The organism is Desulforamulus ruminis DSM 2154 (genome assembly GCF_000215085.1).
In the GTDB taxonomy this organism is placed as follows: domain Bacteria; phylum Bacillota; class Desulfotomaculia; order Desulfotomaculales; family Desulfotomaculaceae; genus Desulfotomaculum; species Desulfotomaculum ruminis.
The window spans coordinates 727,432-744,671 of sequence record NC_015589.1 but is presented as its reverse complement, the minus strand read 5'-3'; the positions used below and the strand labels follow the sequence as shown (position 1 = coordinate 744,671).

24 protein-coding genes and 1 pseudogene are annotated in these 17,240 nt (G+C 39.4%); 9 read left to right on the top strand and 16 right to left on the bottom strand.

What is annotated here, in order from left to right:
• Nucleotides 1-178: 178 nt before the first annotated feature.
• The 3 genes and pseudogenes from DESRU_RS03700 to DESRU_RS20195 all read left to right on the top strand — a co-directional run.
• Nucleotides 179-457 (top strand): spore coat associated protein CotJA, encoded by a 279-nt coding sequence (locus tag DESRU_RS03700; protein WP_013840784.1) that lies wholly within the window; start codon nucleotides 179-181, stop codon nucleotides 455-457.
• Nucleotides 458-471: 14 nt separating this feature from the next.
• Entirely contained in the window at nucleotides 472-735 is a 264-nt protein-coding gene (locus DESRU_RS03695) for a spore coat protein CotJB (RefSeq protein WP_013840783.1), read from the top strand.
• A gap of 18 nt (nucleotides 736-753) precedes the next feature.
• A pseudogene (locus DESRU_RS20195) lies at nucleotides 754-852 on the top strand (manganese catalase family protein); the annotation flags it as partial.
• Between the two features lie 23 nt (nucleotides 853-875).
• Here the strand turns inward: DESRU_RS20195 and DESRU_RS03690 are convergent.
• The 7 genes from DESRU_RS03690 to DESRU_RS03660 all read right to left on the bottom strand — a co-directional run bounded on the left by DESRU_RS03690 (nucleotide 876) and on the right by DESRU_RS03660 (nucleotide 7,068).
• Nucleotides 876-2,534 (bottom strand): recombinase family protein, encoded by a 1,659-nt coding sequence (locus tag DESRU_RS03690; RefSeq protein WP_013840781.1) that lies wholly within the window; start codon nucleotides 2,532-2,534, stop codon nucleotides 876-878.
• A 387-nt stretch (nucleotides 2,535-2,921) separates the two neighbouring features.
• Complete coding sequence (locus DESRU_RS03685; protein ID WP_013840780.1) at nucleotides 2,922-3,371, bottom strand: hypothetical protein; 450 nt, start codon at nucleotides 3,369-3,371, stop codon at nucleotides 2,922-2,924.
• Nucleotides 3,372-3,519: 148 nt separating this feature from the next.
• Nucleotides 3,520-3,792 carry a DUF7352 domain-containing protein gene (locus tag DESRU_RS03680; protein WP_013840779.1) on the bottom strand — a complete coding sequence of 91 codons (273 nt, stop codon included), beginning with the start codon at nucleotides 3,790-3,792 and terminating at the stop codon, nucleotides 3,520-3,522.
• Nucleotides 3,793-3,844: 52 nt separating this feature from the next.
• Nucleotides 3,845-5,047, bottom strand: coding sequence for a hypothetical protein (locus DESRU_RS03675; protein WP_041275283.1), 1,203 nt, complete (start codon nucleotides 5,045-5,047; stop codon nucleotides 3,845-3,847).
• A gap of 90 nt (nucleotides 5,048-5,137) precedes the next feature.
• Nucleotides 5,138-5,944: a ParB/RepB/Spo0J family partition protein gene (locus DESRU_RS03670; protein ID WP_238446416.1), complete on the bottom strand. Its 807-nt coding sequence runs from the start codon at nucleotides 5,942-5,944 to the stop codon at nucleotides 5,138-5,140.
• 34 nt (nucleotides 5,945-5,978) lie between these two features.
• Entirely contained in the window at nucleotides 5,979-6,752 is a 774-nt protein-coding gene (locus tag DESRU_RS03665) for a ParA family protein (protein ID WP_013840776.1), read from the bottom strand.
• 100 nt (nucleotides 6,753-6,852) lie between these two features.
• The gene (locus tag DESRU_RS03660; RefSeq protein WP_013840775.1) at nucleotides 6,853-7,068 is read right to left on the bottom strand and encodes a helix-turn-helix domain-containing protein; all 216 of its coding nucleotides are present in this window, start codon (nucleotides 7,066-7,068) and stop codon (nucleotides 6,853-6,855) included.
• A gap of 136 nt (nucleotides 7,069-7,204) precedes the next feature.
• Here DESRU_RS03660 and DESRU_RS19725 point away from each other — a divergent pair, with 136 nt between their 5' ends.
• Nucleotides 7,205-7,729 carry a helix-turn-helix domain-containing protein gene (locus DESRU_RS19725; protein WP_013840774.1) on the top strand — a complete coding sequence of 175 codons (525 nt, stop codon included), beginning with the start codon at nucleotides 7,205-7,207 and terminating at the stop codon, nucleotides 7,727-7,729.
• Between the two features lie 14 nt (nucleotides 7,730-7,743).
• Nucleotides 7,744-7,863, top strand: coding sequence for a helix-turn-helix domain-containing protein (locus tag DESRU_RS21705; protein WP_081461973.1), 120 nt, complete (start codon nucleotides 7,744-7,746; stop codon nucleotides 7,861-7,863).
• Here the strand turns inward: DESRU_RS21705 and DESRU_RS20720 are convergent.
• A complete protein-coding gene (locus DESRU_RS20720) occupies nucleotides 7,811-8,107 on the bottom strand; it encodes a hypothetical protein (protein WP_013840773.1) in 297 nt (98 codons plus the stop codon). The two genes, DESRU_RS21705 and DESRU_RS20720, sit on opposite strands and share 53 nt — an antisense overlap.
• A 144-nt stretch (nucleotides 8,108-8,251) precedes the next feature.
• Nucleotides 8,252-8,464 (bottom strand): helix-turn-helix domain-containing protein, encoded by a 213-nt coding sequence (locus DESRU_RS03645; protein ID WP_013840772.1) that lies wholly within the window; start codon nucleotides 8,462-8,464, stop codon nucleotides 8,252-8,254.
• A gap of 124 nt (nucleotides 8,465-8,588) precedes the next feature.
• Between DESRU_RS03645 and DESRU_RS03640 the strand changes: the two genes are divergently transcribed.
• On the top strand, nucleotides 8,589-9,203 hold the full coding sequence (locus DESRU_RS03640) for a helix-turn-helix domain-containing protein (protein ID WP_013840771.1): 615 nt from the start codon (nucleotides 8,589-8,591) through the stop codon (nucleotides 9,201-9,203).
• A gap of 218 nt (nucleotides 9,204-9,421) precedes the next feature.
• On the top strand, nucleotides 9,422-9,730 hold the full coding sequence (locus DESRU_RS03635; RefSeq protein ID WP_143758845.1) for an ImmA/IrrE family metallo-endopeptidase: 309 nt from the start codon (nucleotides 9,422-9,424) through the stop codon (nucleotides 9,728-9,730).
• A 143-nt stretch (nucleotides 9,731-9,873) separates the two neighbouring features.
• On the opposite strand, the gene DESRU_RS21425 is transcribed toward DESRU_RS03635, so the two are convergent.
• The 5 genes from DESRU_RS21425 to DESRU_RS03615 all read right to left on the bottom strand — a co-directional run bounded on the left by DESRU_RS21425 (nucleotide 9,874) and on the right by DESRU_RS03615 (nucleotide 13,277).
• Nucleotides 9,874-10,002 (bottom strand): hypothetical protein, encoded by a 129-nt coding sequence (locus DESRU_RS21425; RefSeq protein WP_013840770.1) that lies wholly within the window; start codon nucleotides 10,000-10,002, stop codon nucleotides 9,874-9,876.
• A gap of 608 nt (nucleotides 10,003-10,610) precedes the next feature.
• Nucleotides 10,611-11,000, bottom strand: coding sequence for a hypothetical protein (locus DESRU_RS03630; protein ID WP_013840769.1), 390 nt, complete (start codon nucleotides 10,998-11,000; stop codon nucleotides 10,611-10,613).
• Nucleotides 10,966-11,232, bottom strand: a complete 267-nt coding sequence (locus DESRU_RS03625) for a hypothetical protein (protein WP_187290611.1) — start codon at nucleotides 11,230-11,232, stop codon at nucleotides 10,966-10,968. The genes DESRU_RS03630 and DESRU_RS03625 overlap by 35 nt, the downstream gene beginning before the upstream one ends.
• 250 nt (nucleotides 11,233-11,482) lie before the next feature.
• Nucleotides 11,483-12,400, bottom strand: coding sequence for an FtsK/SpoIIIE domain-containing protein (locus DESRU_RS03620; protein ID WP_187290610.1), 918 nt, complete (start codon nucleotides 12,398-12,400; stop codon nucleotides 11,483-11,485).
• 469 nt (nucleotides 12,401-12,869) lie between these two features.
• Nucleotides 12,870-13,277: a helix-turn-helix transcriptional regulator gene (locus DESRU_RS03615; RefSeq protein WP_013840766.1), complete on the bottom strand. Its 408-nt coding sequence runs from the start codon at nucleotides 13,275-13,277 to the stop codon at nucleotides 12,870-12,872.
• 628 nt (nucleotides 13,278-13,905) lie between these two features.
• Between DESRU_RS03615 and DESRU_RS03610 the strand changes: the two genes are divergently transcribed.
• Both DESRU_RS03610 and DESRU_RS03605 read left to right on the top strand, forming a co-directional pair.
• The gene (locus DESRU_RS03610) at nucleotides 13,906-15,045 is read left to right on the top strand and encodes a tyrosine-type recombinase/integrase (protein WP_187290609.1); all 1,140 of its coding nucleotides are present in this window, start codon (nucleotides 13,906-13,908) and stop codon (nucleotides 15,043-15,045) included.
• 64 nt (nucleotides 15,046-15,109) lie between these two features.
• Nucleotides 15,110-15,841, top strand: coding sequence for a recombinase family protein (locus DESRU_RS03605; protein WP_013840763.1), 732 nt, complete (start codon nucleotides 15,110-15,112; stop codon nucleotides 15,839-15,841).
• A gap of 114 nt (nucleotides 15,842-15,955) precedes the next feature.
• On the opposite strand, the gene DESRU_RS03600 is transcribed toward DESRU_RS03605, so the two are convergent.
• Both DESRU_RS03600 and DESRU_RS03595 read right to left on the bottom strand, forming a co-directional pair.
• A complete protein-coding gene (locus tag DESRU_RS03600) occupies nucleotides 15,956-16,468 on the bottom strand; it encodes a hypothetical protein (protein WP_013840762.1) in 513 nt (170 codons plus the stop codon).
• 10 nt (nucleotides 16,469-16,478) lie between these two features.
• Nucleotides 16,479-17,189, bottom strand: a complete 711-nt coding sequence (locus DESRU_RS03595; protein WP_013840761.1) for a class II glutamine amidotransferase — start codon at nucleotides 17,187-17,189, stop codon at nucleotides 16,479-16,481.
• Nucleotides 17,190-17,240 lie beyond the last annotated feature (51 nt).

Genomic DNA, 17,240 nt, shown 5'->3' with positions numbered 1-17,240 from the left:
CTTCTCCAATACGAATTTAGTTTACCCAATTTTTCTACAATTAACGGCAGCTCAATGGATGCATAAATTAAAAATGCAGGTGTCCCCCTAGAAAAAAACCGCCTTTCCGGAACATTTTTCCATTTGTTACCATAGATTGTTGTAAAATACAATTCCAATGAATTTGGAGGTATGCCCTTTGTTTACAAGAGATAAACACCAGGAACAACCGCTGCAGGCAGTCCCCCTGATGGGTCCTGCCCCGGGCAAACAAGGAATGATGCCCCCGGGAATGCCCGGTCCCTTTGTGCAACCGATGCCAGGCATGGGACCCGGTTGTTACCCCGGAATGCAGCCCGGATTGGAATTAGCCCGTGCCTATGTGCCTATTCAGCAGTTTGGGGCTGTATTTAATTGCTCCGAGGCATTAAAAAGGGGAACTCTCTTTCCTGATTTATATCGACCCTGTCCCTACTAACGGAGGTGAGTATTGTGGATAACAGACAACAAGCGCAAATGCTCCTGCAAATACAGCAATTGGAATTTGCGGCGGTGGAACTAAATTTATTTTTAGATACCCACCCCAATGACCAACAGGCCCTGGCTATGTACAATCAGATACACCAGGAATTAATGAATTGTGTAAGAAATTATGAGCAGATCTACGGCCCCTTATTAAACTTCGGTTTTTCTCCCAACCCGCAGAATTGCTGGAAATGGATCGATAGTCCCTGGCCCTGGGAAATTAAATATTAAAGGAAAGGACTTGTAGCGATGTGGATTTATGAAAAGAAGCTGGAGATCCCGGTAAGAGTTTCCGGTCCCGACCCCCGCATGGCCAAATACGTTATCACCCAATACGGCGGACCGGATTTATTCTTTTGTCGTCGTGGTCGTCAGTCGAACTCTATATCAACAATCTCCCCATTTTTATCGATGTAAATAGCAGAAAAATTATTAATCAGGTTCACTTGATCTTCAAAAGGTAAGTCAATTAGGTTTTGCAATGCTGAATTCACTTCATTGTAAATTTTTAGACATTTTTCCTCAAGTAAATCTACTTTTTCAAGGGATCTATTCAGATCATCAATTTGCTTCTGCAGTATCGTCTTCTCTACTCTTAGCTCATATATTCTTTCCTTGTATTCCCCGTCGTTTATAAGATCTCCTTCATAGGCAATTTGCTGTTTTCTAACGGCATGAGCATTTTTTTCTAATTTTTTCCTCAATTCTTCTCTCTTTTTAACTAACTCATCGAAGTTTTTGGTATATAAATCAATATTTCTTTTTATGAAAGTGAATAGCCTTTCTTTATCGGAAAATATTGTGCTAATAAAAGACATAAGATTTTGATCAATCATATCCATATGCCAGTATTTTATACTATCACATTTTCCATTACTTCCTGCACATCGATATCGATAGAAATACTCTTTCTCTTTAGGCTTATTTTTATTGTTTTTCTTCTTTTCAAATCGGGTGCCATAGATTTTCCCTTTGCAAACAGCACACCGAAGGATACCAGATCCAAGGTATTTCTTGTCGCAGTTCCACTCATGCTTATGTTTTTCAGATCTCATTTTCATGAGAGATCGAATTTTTTCAAACACTTCTAGGGTTATTAAGGCTTCATGAGTGTCCTCTCTAATTATCCATTCCTCCAGGGGTCTAACTACCCTTTTCTGTTTTCCCTGAGGATCTCTAATCAAAGTTGTAGCATTATAAATTGTGATCCCTAGATAAACCGGGTTACTCAGTACAGTCTTTACTGCGTTTGTGGACCATTTGCCTTTCCTTCTGGTAGGAATATTATTGGCATTCAACCACTTTGCAATTTTTAATTGACCCCATCCATCTAGAAATTTATTGACAATCTCAAGATAGATCGGGGCTGTCTTGGGATTCTTTACCAAGTACTGTTTGTCTTCGGAGAGCATGTATCCGAAGGCTGGGAGGGGTACATTGGTTTTCCCCTCCTTAGCCTTTAACACCTGGGTGATTTTTACTCTGGAACTAGTTGTTTTTCGCTCCTTCTGAGCTAATGCCGCATAAATAATAAGCAGGAATTCATCATCATCTGTTCTACTATCATAGTTTTCTTTTATCGATAAAAAAAAAGCCCCATACCCAACCAAGGTTCTTTTTAATTCTAAGATATCCATTACATCCCTAGATGTCCTAGATATCTCTTTACAAATCAGGCCTTTAATAACTCCTGATTTGACGTCTTCGTACATCTGCATCATATCATTCCGCAGGTACATATACTCTCCGGATTTCACATCAATATAGAAACGAACGATATTATAGCCGTTCATTTCGGCCCACTGTAAAATGTACTTCTTTTGGTTTTCTATACTTTTTTTTTGGCTGTCCTTTCTGGTCGATATCCTAATATATCCACCAACAGGAATGTTTTTCTCGTCTAATGTTTCCTTTGGATCTTTATATGTTTCCAACCGGGTTGAAACTTGCGGCGGTAAAAACAAAGGTGGGGCAATGCCCGCTGTATTTACCAAAAATGAAAGGTCGGGAACTTGCGGCGTTAAATGCATAAGATATCCTCACCCTCATCACATATATAATCAAAAAAGGGTGGGTTTTACCCACTTATCTTTTGGCTTCGTACTAAAGGAACTTGCTTTTGCTTGTTTTGAACAGATTTTATGAGAGAGTGCACAATCTTTTCGTAAACTGTATCGGGTATCTCTACCTTTATTTTCTTTTCCAAAAAAATCACCCCCATTTTCGTAAAAATCTTTACCATAGGATATTAAGGTTGCCGATATATTGTTAATTGCCCTTACAAAAAAAATCGCCGACCTTAGTCGACGATTTTTACATGGCGCCGTATGTATGAAGACTACTAGTAGCTAGGCCGGTTCAATAATCCCCAAAACACCCCACCTTTATCCCTTAGTAACACGTTAAAGGGCTACGCACTATCGATCTGCAATTGATTCTTTACCTTTTAGAATATTTTTTAACTCCCATTCGATGTAAGATTCAGGATGGTTATCCTTCTTAGCCATAGACGCTAACTGTTTGATTTTATCTAGCTTTTTAGCTACTTGTTGAACAGTAGTAAAATTCTCAAACTCCAGTGAATGATCTAAAAACACATTGATTTCATCTTTAGTCATGGTATTTTTCATAACTTCCTCGAAATCCGGGAGAAAATTTTCACTACACTTAAACACAATATAAGAATGGCCATCTTCCACGAAAACCTTATAGGTAGTTACTCCCTTTGATTGATCTTTATAAATCCTTGCTTCTGTTTTAGAAGTGTGAATTATTTTAGAGTTATTATGTTTCTTAAGATGTTCCCCTACTGCAACCTTAATATTTTCAGGGTATCCTTCCATTTCTTCATTTATTTTCTTTTCCATAAAATCACTCACTCCCATTTTTACTTAGAAAGTCTTTTTCATAGCATATTAAGATTGCAGGGGATTTATTTCCCTTACAAAATAAAAATCGCCGACCTTAGTAGACGATTTTTACGTGGTGAACTCTCAGTTGAAGTATGACACAACGCTATTCTAGTTTTCTATAAAAGACGTGAAACATCAAACCGCCGCCATACATTTTTACAGTACCCAGGAAACAAAATTTATTTATATCAAATGTAATCGGGTGCCCAGTACCAATTATTCCAAATTCATATTTGTTTGGAGGTAGATCGGTGTCTACTAAGGCATAAACCACAATTTTTTCATTTTGTTCCTGAACACTTAGTATAGCTTCACTTTGGATGTTTACTACTTGAAAACCCGCAACTTCCAATTCATATTTGAAAATTCTTTTCATTAAAATTCTCCTCACAGTACACGTCGCTCCTCCCGGAGCCCGACTTGTTTCTCTAAGTAAGCCTCATGCCATTGATACGTTTTCTACCAGCTACTGTCCCCGAGGCTTTTGAAGGTATTAAATAAGAAGGATCTATCTTATGGTCCTGTTGTATTGACATTTCATTTTTGGGTAAGCGTTTCGGAAAATCCCTTGGTAGTCCCGGAGCAATAGTCTTTACTTTGTCATCTTTTGAGGGAGAATATATCTGCTCTTTCCACCCTTTAAAAATATACCCGTAATCTAATTTGCCAGATTTCGCATCATAGCTCATTACATTCCATTCTGCCAAGCCGATGTCACTAATTGTCGCGGGCTTCTTACTGGCCTTTCTCTTCGCTTGCCTGACAATATCCTTCATGCTCTCTCGGCTCGCCTTTGCCAATGCTATTTCTTTTTGACGCAGCTCCTTCTCCCGCAATGCTTCTTTCTCTCTATTTATAATTAGTCGGAGTAACTGCGCGTTTTCTTCGGATGTTAACCCTATGATCCCGGGGGCTTCAGTTAATTTTTCTTCAGCACCAGTTTCTTGATAGCCGATCTTAATTTTAATTTTTTTGATTGCGCTACTTACATTCGGCTCCTTTATATTTAGTTCCTGTGCAATTTCTTTACCAGTAATCCGGTAATTTTTTAATAATATTCGAGCGACATTTCTTAAAAGCTCATCTTGCAAACTCTTCTGATATACTTCTCGCAGCTCAATATTTGCTTTTAATCTTTCTATATCCAGCTGTTTTAGTGCAGAAGGATCTTCCCTCATCATCATTGTTTTGACCTTTTTTATGTTTGTGGATACCTTTTGGGGCGTTATTCCGCAGATAGCAGCGATTTTGCTGCGATCCATCAAAAAGTCCTCAATAAGTAGCTTTGCAATCTTTATTGTTGGGGCTTCCTCCTCACGCCTTCTTTTTTCCAGGCTGTTTATAAGGAGTTCTAGTTCTGCGTTGTTTAGCCCGATAATGGTATGCCCATCGTTAACTGTTTTTTGAAGTTTTTTTAATGCGGATGAAATTTCTTGAGGGCTAACTCCACAAACATCTGCCATGTCGCTTCGCTTTATTAAGCAATCCTGAATGAGCAATCTGGCAACGGCTAGTATTGTTTCATTCCTTTTCCTTATATTTCCTTTTTTGCCTTCGTTGGGTTCGCCCTCATAATCGTCTTTCATCTTTTGGGCATAGGGAGGACATATGGACTGCTGTTCCGCTTTCAAAGAAAGCACCCCATTTCTAAGATATTCGTTTCCTGCGACCAGTTGGCCCGGTTTCGCCTGGGCACGACCCAGGCTCATCAGGCAGGTATATTAAGAATTACCTAATAAATAATCTATTTTTTCTTTTAAGGGCAACAATTCTTTTATATAGCGTTCCCTTTCCTCGTTAGTTATCTTTAGCCATCGTTTTTCGATTTTGGCAAGTTTATTTAAGGACTTACTCACCATATCACTAACCGGGGTTTTCGACGGTAGTTTTTTAAGATAGTTTTCTGCCCAGATCAGAGCCTGGTTCCCGGCAAGATCCTGGTCGATAATTTTTTGAAAAAGCTCCTTTTGGGCATCAGGGAATTTTTTAAGTGCTAACAAACCCCTCGCATGGGTTTCATTCATATTCGCCCTGCAGAATTCCGCCAGCAATTCCTCAGGAAGTTTTAGAATATTAAGCAGCTGATGAACCCGGGTTTTCCCTAGTCCCAGTTTTTGGCCAACCGCCTCCATGCTTAGCTTCTCCGCCTGCATCATCTCTTTTATTGCCATGGCTTTTTCTATGGCCGAAAGATCCTGACGGTGAAGATTTTCAATCATGGCAATTGTTCGTATATCTGCATCCTCGGGAACTATAACGATAGGGACTGTTTCCATCCCGGCCACCGCAGCCGCCCGCCACCTGCGTTCTCCATATACAATCTGATGTCCGGTTTCAACTTTTCGGACTCCGATGGGCTGCAAGATTCCATGCTCTTTTATTGACTCAGCCAATTCCATTATTTGGACTAAATTAAATTTTTTTCTTGGCTGATCCGGGTTCGGAGTGATCGAATCGATAGGAAGCTCCAAAATTCGGGTTCTTCTTAAATTGCCTCTCTCTTGCTTCCCTGTCCCGGTCAAAAACATATCCACTACATGGCTCGTTCCCCGGGTCGCCATATCATGCCACTCCTTCGTAAATTTTTAGCAGTTCCTCCGCGCAACTACTATATTCCTTCTCTCCAACAGAGTTTTTAGCATACTGGGTAATAGCTTGGCCTTTTCTTGATGCCTCCGGAATCCTGGCGTTTACGCGAATAGCACTATTTAGAACCTTTGCTCCATACCGCGCCTTAATCATCTGCATGATCAACCGATCCTCTTTCCGCCTATAATCAATTAAGGTATGTAAGATAGCCCAATCTTCCAGATAGGGGTTTACCCTGGCCCTAACACTGTCGATGGTTTCCAAAAGTAGCTGCAGTCCCTCTACAGCATATATTTGGGCAGGCACTGGAATAATCACTTGGTCGGCTGCAGTTAGGGCATTCATCATAAGTCGCCCCAAGGATGGCGGTGGGTCAATTAATATGTAATCATATTGGTCCTGAATATCGCCCAAGACGACTCTTAGCTGCTGTTCACGACCAGGTTCCCTTAAGAAGTTCTCTTCAACCCCAGCTAGATCAATGCGGGAGGGTATAATAGACAGTTTTTCAATTTCTGTATTTTGGATTGCTTCTTCATGTTCGCATTCTTCCTTCAAAAACTCATCTATTCCAGGTTCATCATCCTTTAGGATTATGCCCAGACCTCGGGTTAAGTTGGCCTGTGGGTCAAAATCCACCAACAGAACTTGTTTGCCTTTCTCAGCCAAGCAGGCCCCCAGGTTAAGGGCACTGGTGGTTTTTGCAGTCCCCCCTTTTTGGTTTGATATAGTGATTTTTTTAGCCATAATTTCACCTCCAGTTATTGAGTCTTCCCATCTTCGACGCTATTTGACATGAGTTGGATTTCTTTTATGATAAACTTAATAAATCGTCAAAAAATATAGTTTACTCTCCTACAGCTCTATTGGAAGTCTCTTTTACGATTAATTCAGTAGGATGAACATTTAGTTCCCGGGCAAGCGCGTCCAAAATCTTTAACGCAGGAGCTCTTAAGTTTTTTTCAATATGACTAATATATCCTTGAGTAACACCAACCCTATTTGCAAGTTCAGATTGGGAGAGCCCGGCTGCTTCACGTAACTTTTTAAGATCAAGCTTCATTGAGAAACACACCTCCTACTGTCTTTAAGTATATTACACCAAGTAATATATATCAATACTTCAAGTAATAATTTTTGTTGATAATCTTATTTGTTATAATACTTATAGTAATATGGTTTGAAAGGGTTAATTCTTAATGGATATTGATTCCAGCCTTACAACACTCAAAAAAGATATTGGCTCTCGCCTTACAAAGTTCAGAGAGGCTAAAAATTATAGTAGAAATAGACTGGCCAATGAATCTGGTGTAACTCAAGGTTTTATTAGCTTGATTGAATTAGGCAAAAGGTTGCCGAAATTAGAGGTGCTTTCTAAAATTTGTTCTGTACTAGGTATAACCTTTGAAGAGTTTTTTTCTAATAAAGGAAAAGAAGAACTTCCTATAAATAATAATTTCAATCAGTTAAATAGCTTGGCACAAAAATTGACGAGTGATCAATTGCAATTAATTAATTCTGTTATGAAAGAGATCGTCAGAGTTAATAAAACTACACTATGGACTAACAAAACCGATATTATAGAACTTTTAGATTTACTTGAGAGAAAATATGCTACTCTTACCGTTGCCGGTAGACCTATAACATTGGAAGAAAGAGTTCAGTTATTAAAGGCGTTGAATACCACCATTCTCCCTCCAGAGGATGAAGATGGAAGTCGGTAAACGTATTATCGAAATTGCGAGAAAAAAATGGTATTAGCCGAAGTGCATTATCTAGGAAATCCGGTGTTGCTCTCTCGTTTATCAACGATATTGAACGCGGACCGAGTTTGACAAACTTTTGGTTTTTTTTATGATAAACTTGTATGAAATTCCTTGTGACATTAACTCGGATGATAACCGACTTACATACATCGCCTCAGAGACTCCCATAACATCCAGTCCATCGGGACCGTAATCCTCGGACAGCCTTTTCCCTGCCTCCTTCGCAATCATCTGGTCCGTTTCTTCCTTGTAATGGTTCTTTTCCCATTTATGATGGGCTTCAAGGAGGATATCCCATGCCTTCCTCTCCATCTCATTCTCCAGAATTATTTTCATTGAACCACTACCCCCTCCCAATGACCTACTGCCAGACGACGGTTGCTCATTTTACAGTACTAAATGTAAAATCATTTACAAACGACATTTTTTTACAAATCTATCTATATTTTTATGATAGAATTTGTTGATTGAAACTTATTTCTATTCGCCAGCTGCCTTAAGGGGCATCTTTTCTCCTAGTAGCTCAGAGACAGTTATGCCCATGCTAGCAGCAAGCTTTTGCATTATCTTAACTGTGGGTTGAAACTTTCCAGCCTCAATCTCGCTTATATATGTTTGTGATACTCCTGAAGCTTGTGCAAGTTTAGTTTGAGTCCAACCTAGGCTTTTTCTATGTTCCTTTATTAAGTGCATACAGTCACCCCCCTCATATCATTTTATCGGTATACCTATAATTAATCAATGGTATGTCGCTAATTTGGCATGGATTTTTTGTGGTAAAATAACGGTATGTCGATAAAGTAAATTGGTGGTTTTTATGGATATTGCATCTAAGATTATTTATTTAAGAGAAAAAAAGGGATATTCCACTAACAAACTTGCAAAATTATCTTGTGTTTCTCAATCTTATCTGAGAGATATCGAACAAGGTAAAAGTCAGCCGACCGTAGATGTTCTGTCTCGTATCTGCGGAGTGTTGGATATTACTATATCTGATTTCTTTGATGAATCTAATAATAAACAAACAAAGTCAGTCAATTTAGAACCTTTAATATCAGAAATTCAGAATCTATATTCTACGCAAGTAGATCTAGTGAAAAATATTGTTACTGAGTTTTCGAAGGTTAATCAGCTTCTAAAACGGAGTACTACAAAAACTTTAAGTCGCGAGATCCTAGACTTATTTAATTCCAAAGAACCGATTACTCTCGCTGGCAAACCCATATCCTTGGAAGAAAGAATTCAGATACTAGAAGTCCTTAGAGATATCCTTCCCTCTGAGGATGTCATGACTAAAGAAGACAATGAAGTCCTTGCAGCCAGCTACGAAGGTGAGCGTTTTTTTCATATACCTACCCTTGAAGAGGGTGAAGACATTCAAAAGGCTATAGAGGCTGCGATGGCACAAAAAAAGAAAGATCAAGAAAAATAGTACATTACCACCGATTAGGTGGTTTTCCTAATTTTTAGCCCATTTCAATTATCTGACATTAATGTTTTTAAATGTATCATGGATTGAGGATCTGATATTGGATACAAGACTATCTACTTTATTCTCAATTGCAAAAAAAGAGGGAATTTACATTTATTACTATCCCTTCAAAAAGAACCAAAATGGGTTTTATTATGTGAAAAGATCCTGAGTATTTTATTCTTTTAAACACCAATCTGAAATTGGACCCAATTAAGCTTCTCTGTTCCCTGGCAGAAGAAGTTGGCCATCACTTTACCGAGGCCAAATCAAATATATTAACAGGAACTGAAAGCCTGGCAGATTTATTGAATGTAAGTATAGATGAACTCAAAGCCAAGATATGGGCTATAAACTTTCTAATACCAGAGAATGAGTTCTTAGAATTACAAACATTGGAGGATGTCGAACTAGCTAACCATTTCCAAGTTACGCTTGATTTTGTAAGGCTAAGAAGACAGTCATTCAACATACTAAAACATGCTTAGATCAATGATAAAGATTAAGTATTGAGACTATGCATGCTTTAGTATGTTGATTGCTGCCCAAGGAGTGGGCAGCAATCCTCTAATAAGAAGCTTTTATTTCGTAATCTTTTCCATAGTCGGTAGAGCTACCTGGTGATCTTGAGCTACCATCCGGAGCCAAAGGCCATCCGGTACTCCCTAAGCATGGAAACCGCTTCCGCCATTGTCTCGAACTCGTCGAAGTCCTCACAGGGTTGACCCGGGTATTTGCCCTTGATTTTGAACATAATCATTCTTTACTCTCCTTTCTACCCGTTAGGTGGGCATAACCATTTGTTTTCTTTCCTAAGCAAAAAACGGCCACTGCAAAGCTGTCCAGGAAATTCGTCTCGTACAACTCGCAGTGGCCGTAGAAAGCCTAATATATGAACCAGGGATAACCCGGTATACTTCCTTAATTTAAACACAAAAAGACCTATAAAAGGTCTTTAAATTCTTTCAAATAATTTATTGCAACTTATGGCTTTAAAATTCCTTCTGCCACGGAAGGGTGTAACCTAATAGTTACACTCGGCAATTTTGCCGCAAATGCCAACTGGCAAACGGTACACTCCATTTCAGGAGTCAAGTCACCACAATGGGTGAGAAACGGATACAGGTTCTTTCCCTGTAACCAAATTTTAGCAGACAACTTAATATCCTGTCAATCCCTATCCCCTATCCCCTATCCACTGCCCTCAGCCTCTTCCTAACCTTCTCGATTGTTTTAGTAATTTGATGGCCTTGGACAAACAAAACTACCTGTTTGCACGTATGGGTTAACGTATGGATCAACGTACGACTTAACGCATGGAAGTCTAATTCACACTATTGTGTTATAAAAAGAAAAAGCCCCGAAGGGCTATCCTAAAAACTTTGTTAGTGACCCAAGTGCTTTTAATGCTGATTCCGCCACCAAAGCAATACATGAGAAAACGGTGGTTACATGGATCATACCGGCAACCTGGCCTTTTCCACACGCCTGAGCGATATATCCGGACAACCAGCCAACCAAAGCGATCAATAGCAGGCTAATAATTAGCGTCCCAGGGCCTCCAGGGCCAAAGGTCGTGCCGGCTATCCGGCCAATCACGTCAGTGCCGGTACTGGCCATAACCTGATTCGGGCTACCGATCACTGCTGTATTGACAGCTATCAGTGCTGTTCCGCAAAACCTAATCAGGTCTTTAACTTTACTTTTATTTATTATCCTGGATTTATTGGCCCTCACATAAAAACCAGTTATTATCATAGCGCCCCCCCTTTATTTCACTTAATAACATTACCTTAAATTCCAGGCCATTCGTGTTTTCCTTTGCGATCTTTTCCATGATTTTTTCCTTACGCCTGGTAGTAAGTGTGACAACCAGAATAACCGGGAACCGGTCTGTTTGATCCAACCACCACTGACCGATATATCCATCCGCTTCGTACCAACGATTATATTTTTCAACTTTATCAAAATGATTCTTGCTGCGATCCATCTCTAGAAAATAAAATTTCATACGTTTGGTAATGGTGTTCCATATTCCACATAAAGCGTCCGGTTGCAGGATCTTTAATGGCAGCTCGTATTGAAAACAGTGCATTTGCTCCCAGGATTTTAATTTATTTATTAGCCATACATAAACCCAGTTTAAATCTAAAAGATGTTCTAATTGGCCATAACGCTGTCCTGTAAAGTAGCAATATGGCTCAGTCAAAGAGTATCGACACCGTTTAACCCTTTTTAACTTATAGAGTTTTAGAAGCCTTTCTTGAGCTTTTCGACGGAGGGAGCCTTTTTGCCTCGTAGTTAATCCATTCCCCAGAATCCCTCACCCCTCGAAGCTGATTTAGAATCATTCTTGCCTTTTTCAACGGCAGATGCATTACCTGTACTTCTTGCTGCCGGTTCCCAACCTGCCAAATAGCCCGGCCCTTAATATCCGGAAGGTTTGCAGCTGCGTTATTATCCAATATAATTTGAGAGTTAACGTCATCAATGGTTTTAAAGGAAAGTGCTCCAGGTAGATTTGCCTTTAACTGGCCGGGTAGGATTTTCATATCCGGTCGCTGCATGGCAAGAATCAAGTGAATACCTACTTTTCTCGCCAGGGCCGCAAGGTTTGCACAAATGGACTGGCACTGTCTCCGGATTTCTTTTTCTCCTGTCTCCGGGGTACTGTCCGGATTCATGAAGGCGAATTCGTCTATCAGTAAAATGATATAGGGCAGATCATATTTACTCTCCTCACCCATGAGAGAATGGTACTCCTGAATTTTCTCCACTCCAACTGCCTCAAGAACCTGTCGCCGACGATGCATTTCCTTTTCCAAAGCAGTTAAAAGTCTTAAAGCTGTGATTGTTTCAGTTGCAAATGCAGCAAATCCCCTGGAGTAGCTAAATTCCAGTAGAGCTAAATCAATAACTGCCAGACGGACATAGGGCAATTTTGCCAGCGAGATAAACAGGTTATGAAGAAAATTGCTCTTTCCAGTGAAGGTAGTACCCCCAACCCTCATATGTGGAAGATCCGCCAGGTCAATGACTTTCAACTGACCGGTAGGGCCGTAGCCAATGGGAATGGGTAAATCCATTTTTTCTAAATAAGGCGTAGGGTCCCAAAGGTAGGGGTAGTATGTTTCCACCTTTGCATCATGGACAGTCATATGGATGAACCCCCCCTTAAGCTCTATACTTACGTGAGCCCGGCAAGCATCAGAGAAAAATTCTGTCTGCCTTAATATTCCGGAGAAGGTTACTCCCGGCTGTAGGGTAAAAATCATGTGCCAACCTGTGGCTATTCTATTTTTCTTTGTCAACAGTGGCCGTGGTTTCCCCTCCGGATAAAGGACGTCAATTGTATCAAGTACCGCAGCAGGAATTTTATTTTCCAGATCAACCTGCCATTTAAAAAGCTTTAATTGATTTATCTGCCGACCACCGAATTTAAAACCTTCCCGGTGTCTCCAAATTAATTTTAAGGTTTCTAGAGCCTCACCCAAGGTGTTGGTCTGCCGCATTCTTATTCTTATCACCTCCTATATGTTGAAAATTTTCAACCTAAAGGTTTAATATTTTCATATGCCTTAAAAGCTGTCCAATATAACAAAATAAATAAATCTGCTGTCAGGTAAGTTATTCCTGTTCAGCAGACTCCAAATAAAACAGTTCTCTAAATTTTTCTTTAGGGTATCCTATTGAGTCAGCTATAAGAAAAGCAATTTTGACAGATAAGTCATGGGGGGCATTATTAGCGATCTGGCAAAGATATGATCGGTCAATCCCTACATCTCTTGCAACCTGTTTTTGTGCCTTTCCATAAAATTCAAGTGCTGCTTTAACTTTATTTCGTAAAACTACCTTACTTCTGGGAAGCTGATTAGATCCACTAGTTTCACGTTTATATGGCTCTAACCACTCTTCTAAAATACGTTGGAGGAAAAGACTCTCTGTAAGGCCGGGGTTGAGCTTTTTCGCCTTAAGGTAGATAATATTCAGAACCTCTTCCATGTCTTTTGGTATTTTTATCAAGCTAAAGTCCAAATCTCCCACCTCCAGTTAATTCAGTATATGTAACTTTCTTCAAGGTAATAATATTTTTGGAGGTGTTATTAATTGTTATCTTTCCTTGATACTTCGGATCTTAAGAATAAAGAATATGATCGGGACAGCTACGATATAAACAAGGCTGCCGAGAACATAGCCAAAAACACATCACATAAGTCACATAAGGATAGTGAAAAAAAATAAACAGTTCTCATTAGTAATGCTTGTGGCTCAGATTATATACCCTTTCCGGCCCGGGTTGCATTATGTCTATATTAGTCAACAAAACAACAGATTATAATCATAATCTTTTGTTTTGTTGTTTTTCTGTTCCCAAAAAGGTATAATTAATATGGCTATGAAAAATGTCCTGGTGGCAGAGCCACAAAGGGGTAAAACTCCTTCTAAAAAAGAAAAACCAGTACCATGATAATTTAACAGATTATTTTTTATTTCCCTAAATATAATTTAAGGTGAGGATTCTAAATATATGAATATCATCGAGGAATACAGATCCCTCCTTCTCAAAAAGTACAGTAAGAGCACTGCTCGGTCCTATTTTTCTCCTATCAAGAATTACCTAAACTGGTTAAAGGGGATAGATTCTGAGGAAGTTTTAAAGTATATGGTTATGCAGCTGGAAACATACCTTGGGGCTCTTCATCCGGTTGAAAATAAGTCCACAAAGGACCGATTAAGGTATTTCTTCACTTGGGCTCTTGATAGTAAAGGGTTGCCGCCGAACATCCCAGAAAATAAAAAGATCTTTCTGGAATCTTTCATAATAACGGGACAGAGAATAAAAGCTGATAAAGAACCTCTTATAGGAGTCTTGAAGGAGTATTCTGAGTGGGATCAAATGCAGACTCTTTCAGAAAACACCAATAAATCTTACTTAACGAACAACAAGCTATTTATTCAATGGATGTCAAGCCATACCAATGAAGAATTTAACCCCCTGAATATCACGCCTTCCCTGATCAAAACATACCGTGATGAATTGGTAAAAACTAATACACCCGGTACCACGAATACTAAACTCATGGCCATTATGTCCCTGTGCAATTTCTTAGTAGAAAAAGATTTCTTAGAGTCTAATCCGGCGAAAAGGATTCGCGGTTTATTGTGTGATGAAGTGAGTAACGGAGAGGATAAGTGGTTATCCCCCAGAGAACAATCTCTATTAATTCATCGTTTAGAGAAAGAAAATATTCTTTTGGATATAACCATGGTGCTTGTTATGTTAGATGCGGGTCTAAGGCCTTCTGAAGTTGTTAAGCTGGATCTTAACAACTTAACCTTATATCCCGTTAATCAGAGCAAAATTTATATCAATAATTCAAAACGAAATAAATCTCGATCAGTGCCTATGAAATTTATTGAGAAAAGATTTAAGGATAAAATGAAGTATATTGGCGGCCGGCTGCATGAGGCCTTAAGAAAATACATTGATTTTCGTGAGAATCAATACGGTAGTGATCAAGAGGCTCTTTTTATCTTGAGGGGAAAGCGCATAGATTATCAATATTTGCATCAACGTGTAGAATATTACCGGCAACTCACAGGTATTCGTAGACTGAACCCCCGTACACTTAGGCATAGCTTTGCAAAAAATCTTAAGGATAATGGGGCCTCAGATACAGAAGTGGCTTTTTTACTTGGTCACACAAAAAAAAATGGAGATCCAAATATTCAGATGGTAGCCAGATATACGAAACCCGGCACCCAGGATTTACAGCGAACGGTAAATCGTCTTTCAGAATAATTTGGACTTGTTATGTTCTGAGTGTCTGTTAGTGCGAAGTTAAGCCAGAAAGGAGATATATGTTTTGAGCAATATAGAACACTCATTAAGCGAGATACTAAAAGCCTTGAAATCTGAGCCTGGATTGCCGCAACGCTTGGTAGACGGGTTGATGGCTGTTCGGGAAAAAAGAGCGATAAAACGGGCGATCGGACATTATGGCTATGATTATGATTTCGTAAAAGGAAAGCTCGTTATCAATAGGGAAGAGAGTGCAATTATACGATGGAAAGTGAGACAGTTTCTTTCCTACTCCGATAATCCACCAGATGAACTGCTGAAAAGGGCTATCAAAGCCAACGGCTTAAGAAAGCCCTTAGAGTCTGTGAGCCATGAAGAAGCCAAATCACTAGTAAGTACCTCTCAAATTTTAGAGTATATAGCTCATGAATTTTGCATAAAAGAAGTCTATTATCTAACCATAAAGGAGATAGATCCTTCAATAGAATTTGAGGACATTCTTAATTTGAAGCTGGAAAAATTCCCAGAAGCAGAACTTCAAGAGCTTAAGGAGAAAATGTATAGCCCGGAGTATACGAAAAAAGAATCAGAATACAAATTACACATAAAGCGTATTTTTAGTGACCCTCTCTATGTTGGTGATGCTAAAGTTTGCGAACGTGGGAAAGGACCAATGAAACAAAGTCTCACAATTAAAAATGATCATGAAGCTATCATTCCACGTGAGCAATTTGATGAACTACAAAGAGTGATGCAAGCTTGCAGGGAAAATAAAGATTACCCTGTCCTGAAATAAAAAAGCCCGGGAACAAATTCCCGGGCATCATCCTATCTTTTGTATACTGGACCACGGTATGATCCGCTTGGCCGAGTTTCCTGGCCATGAAACAGGGCCAGGAATGGCTTAAACTTATATCTTTAATAAGTTTAATAAAAATATTTTTACATCCTCTAGGCTATATAAGTTTTTTCTTTCTCTAAATTCCCTTGGTAGTCCAATTGCCCAATGTCCTTCTGGCGTAATGCTGGGGCTATAAAAAATAACCCTCCCTTTTTTAATTCTTTTCTCTGTGCCCCTAATCCAGCTGCTAAAGCTTATCCTTTCGTCATTCCCAACTGCAATTCGATTTCGTCCATATAAAAATATTTTAGACGGAGTTGGATAACCAATGTCTAAATTAAAAGACATAGATGTCATAAAATCATCTCCGTTAACAATTACAAGCGCCTGAGTCTGCGCTTGCCGAGGTTCCTCGATAATTGCTCCTGCTCTTACCAGAGCAGACAGTAGTTGAGCTTTGGGAGGAATCCCCCAATTTTCCGTATACTCCTTCAGGGTATTAATCCAGGGAGGGAGATTATCTACTGTCTTTTTCCCGAGTATTAGCCTGTTACCCTCAATTCTTAATGAAGTTTTTCTCATATCGCTCCTCCTACCTTAGCCCTCTAGACCCATAGTATCCATAATAATTCGGGATCTCATGGTAAAATCTATTAATAGATTTAGCCCTCTTTATTCTATTTTTTGCGCCCATCTTTACTAGGCTATCTTCCGGAACAGGACCACCAGCCCAATAAAAACCATCAATTGCATTCATAACTTTGGTTTCATCTACAAAAGGTAGTTCAGAGGCCATTATGATAGCTCCCTTATCTTGATAGACTTGAAGATCCCCCAGCGCGGGTCCTACACTGGCAAAAGGGACATATTTCTTATCCTGTTTAATTAGCCCTACAAAAACGGAATCAAGCTCAGTAAACCGTTTTGCAATTTCTATGGCCGGAAGATGGTAGGAAGATGCGGCAATGGATATAACTAAGGCTTCTGTATCCGTGATCTCTCCCATTGCTCGACTAAGGGATCTCAACCCAAACTCAGTTCCGTTCATGGCTGCCACAATACGGCCGTATTGGAACGGATGGCAATTCTGATTTGATACTTCCCCCATGCTTGCCCATCTTGTATGAAAGATGAACCATTCCGCACAGGAATTAAAGGCTAATTTACTTGCTTTACTGACCGGAAACTTAAGCCCTTTCCTTATATAGACTTTTTCCTTTTTAACATAAGCGACCCCATTACCATGGCCACCCATGCTGGCTTCAAGAAATTCAAAAACCTGTTCCGTTCCTTTGGGTCCCAACCGGTCAAGCCCTTCTCGGTTTGCTAAAAATAGTCTACACATATATTAAGA

Coding starts and splice junctions, on each gene's coding strand:
- DESRU_RS03690 (WP_013840781.1), bottom strand. CDS start 2,534: ATGCATTTAACGCCGCAAGTTCCCGACCTTTCATTTTTGGTAAATACA.
- DESRU_RS03685 (WP_013840780.1), bottom strand. CDS start 3,371: ATGGAAAAGAAAATAAATGAAGAAATGGAAGGATACCCTGAAAATATT.
- DESRU_RS03680 (WP_013840779.1), bottom strand. CDS start 3,792: ATGAAAAGAATTTTCAAATATGAATTGGAAGTTGCGGGTTTTCAAGTA.
- DESRU_RS03670 (WP_238446416.1), bottom strand. CDS start 5,944: ATGTTTTTGACCGGGACAGGGAAGCAAGAGAGAGGCAATTTAAGAAGA.
- DESRU_RS03665 (WP_013840776.1), bottom strand. CDS start 6,752: ATGGCTAAAAAAATCACTATATCAAACCAAAAAGGGGGGACTGCAAAA.
- DESRU_RS03660 (WP_013840775.1), bottom strand. CDS start 7,068: ATGAAGCTTGATCTTAAAAAGTTACGTGAAGCAGCCGGGCTCTCCCAA.
- DESRU_RS19725 (WP_013840774.1), top strand. CDS start 7,205: ATGGATATTGATTCCAGCCTTACAACACTCAAAAAAGATATTGGCTCT.
- DESRU_RS20720 (WP_013840773.1), bottom strand. CDS start 8,107: ATGAAAATAATTCTGGAGAATGAGATGGAGAGGAAGGCATGGGATATC.
- DESRU_RS03645 (WP_013840772.1), bottom strand. CDS start 8,464: ATGCACTTAATAAAGGAACATAGAAAAAGCCTAGGTTGGACTCAAACT.
- DESRU_RS03640 (WP_013840771.1), top strand. CDS start 8,589: ATGGATATTGCATCTAAGATTATTTATTTAAGAGAAAAAAAGGGATAT.
- DESRU_RS21425 (WP_013840770.1), bottom strand. CDS start 10,002: ATGATTATGTTCAAAATCAAGGGCAAATACCCGGGTCAACCCTGTGAG.
- DESRU_RS03630 (WP_013840769.1), bottom strand. CDS start 11,000: ATGATAATAACTGGTTTTTATGTGAGGGCCAATAAATCCAGGATAATA.
- DESRU_RS03625 (WP_187290611.1), bottom strand. CDS start 11,232: ATGGATCGCAGCAAGAATCATTTTGATAAAGTTGAAAAATATAATCGT.
- DESRU_RS03620 (WP_187290610.1), bottom strand. CDS start 12,400: ATGACTGTCCATGATGCAAAGGTGGAAACATACTACCCCTACCTTTGG.
- DESRU_RS03610 (WP_187290609.1), top strand. CDS start 13,906: ATGGTTATGCAGCTGGAAACATACCTTGGGGCTCTTCATCCGGTTGAA.
- DESRU_RS03600 (WP_013840762.1), bottom strand. CDS start 16,468: ATGAGAAAAACTTCATTAAGAATTGAGGGTAACAGGCTAATACTCGGG.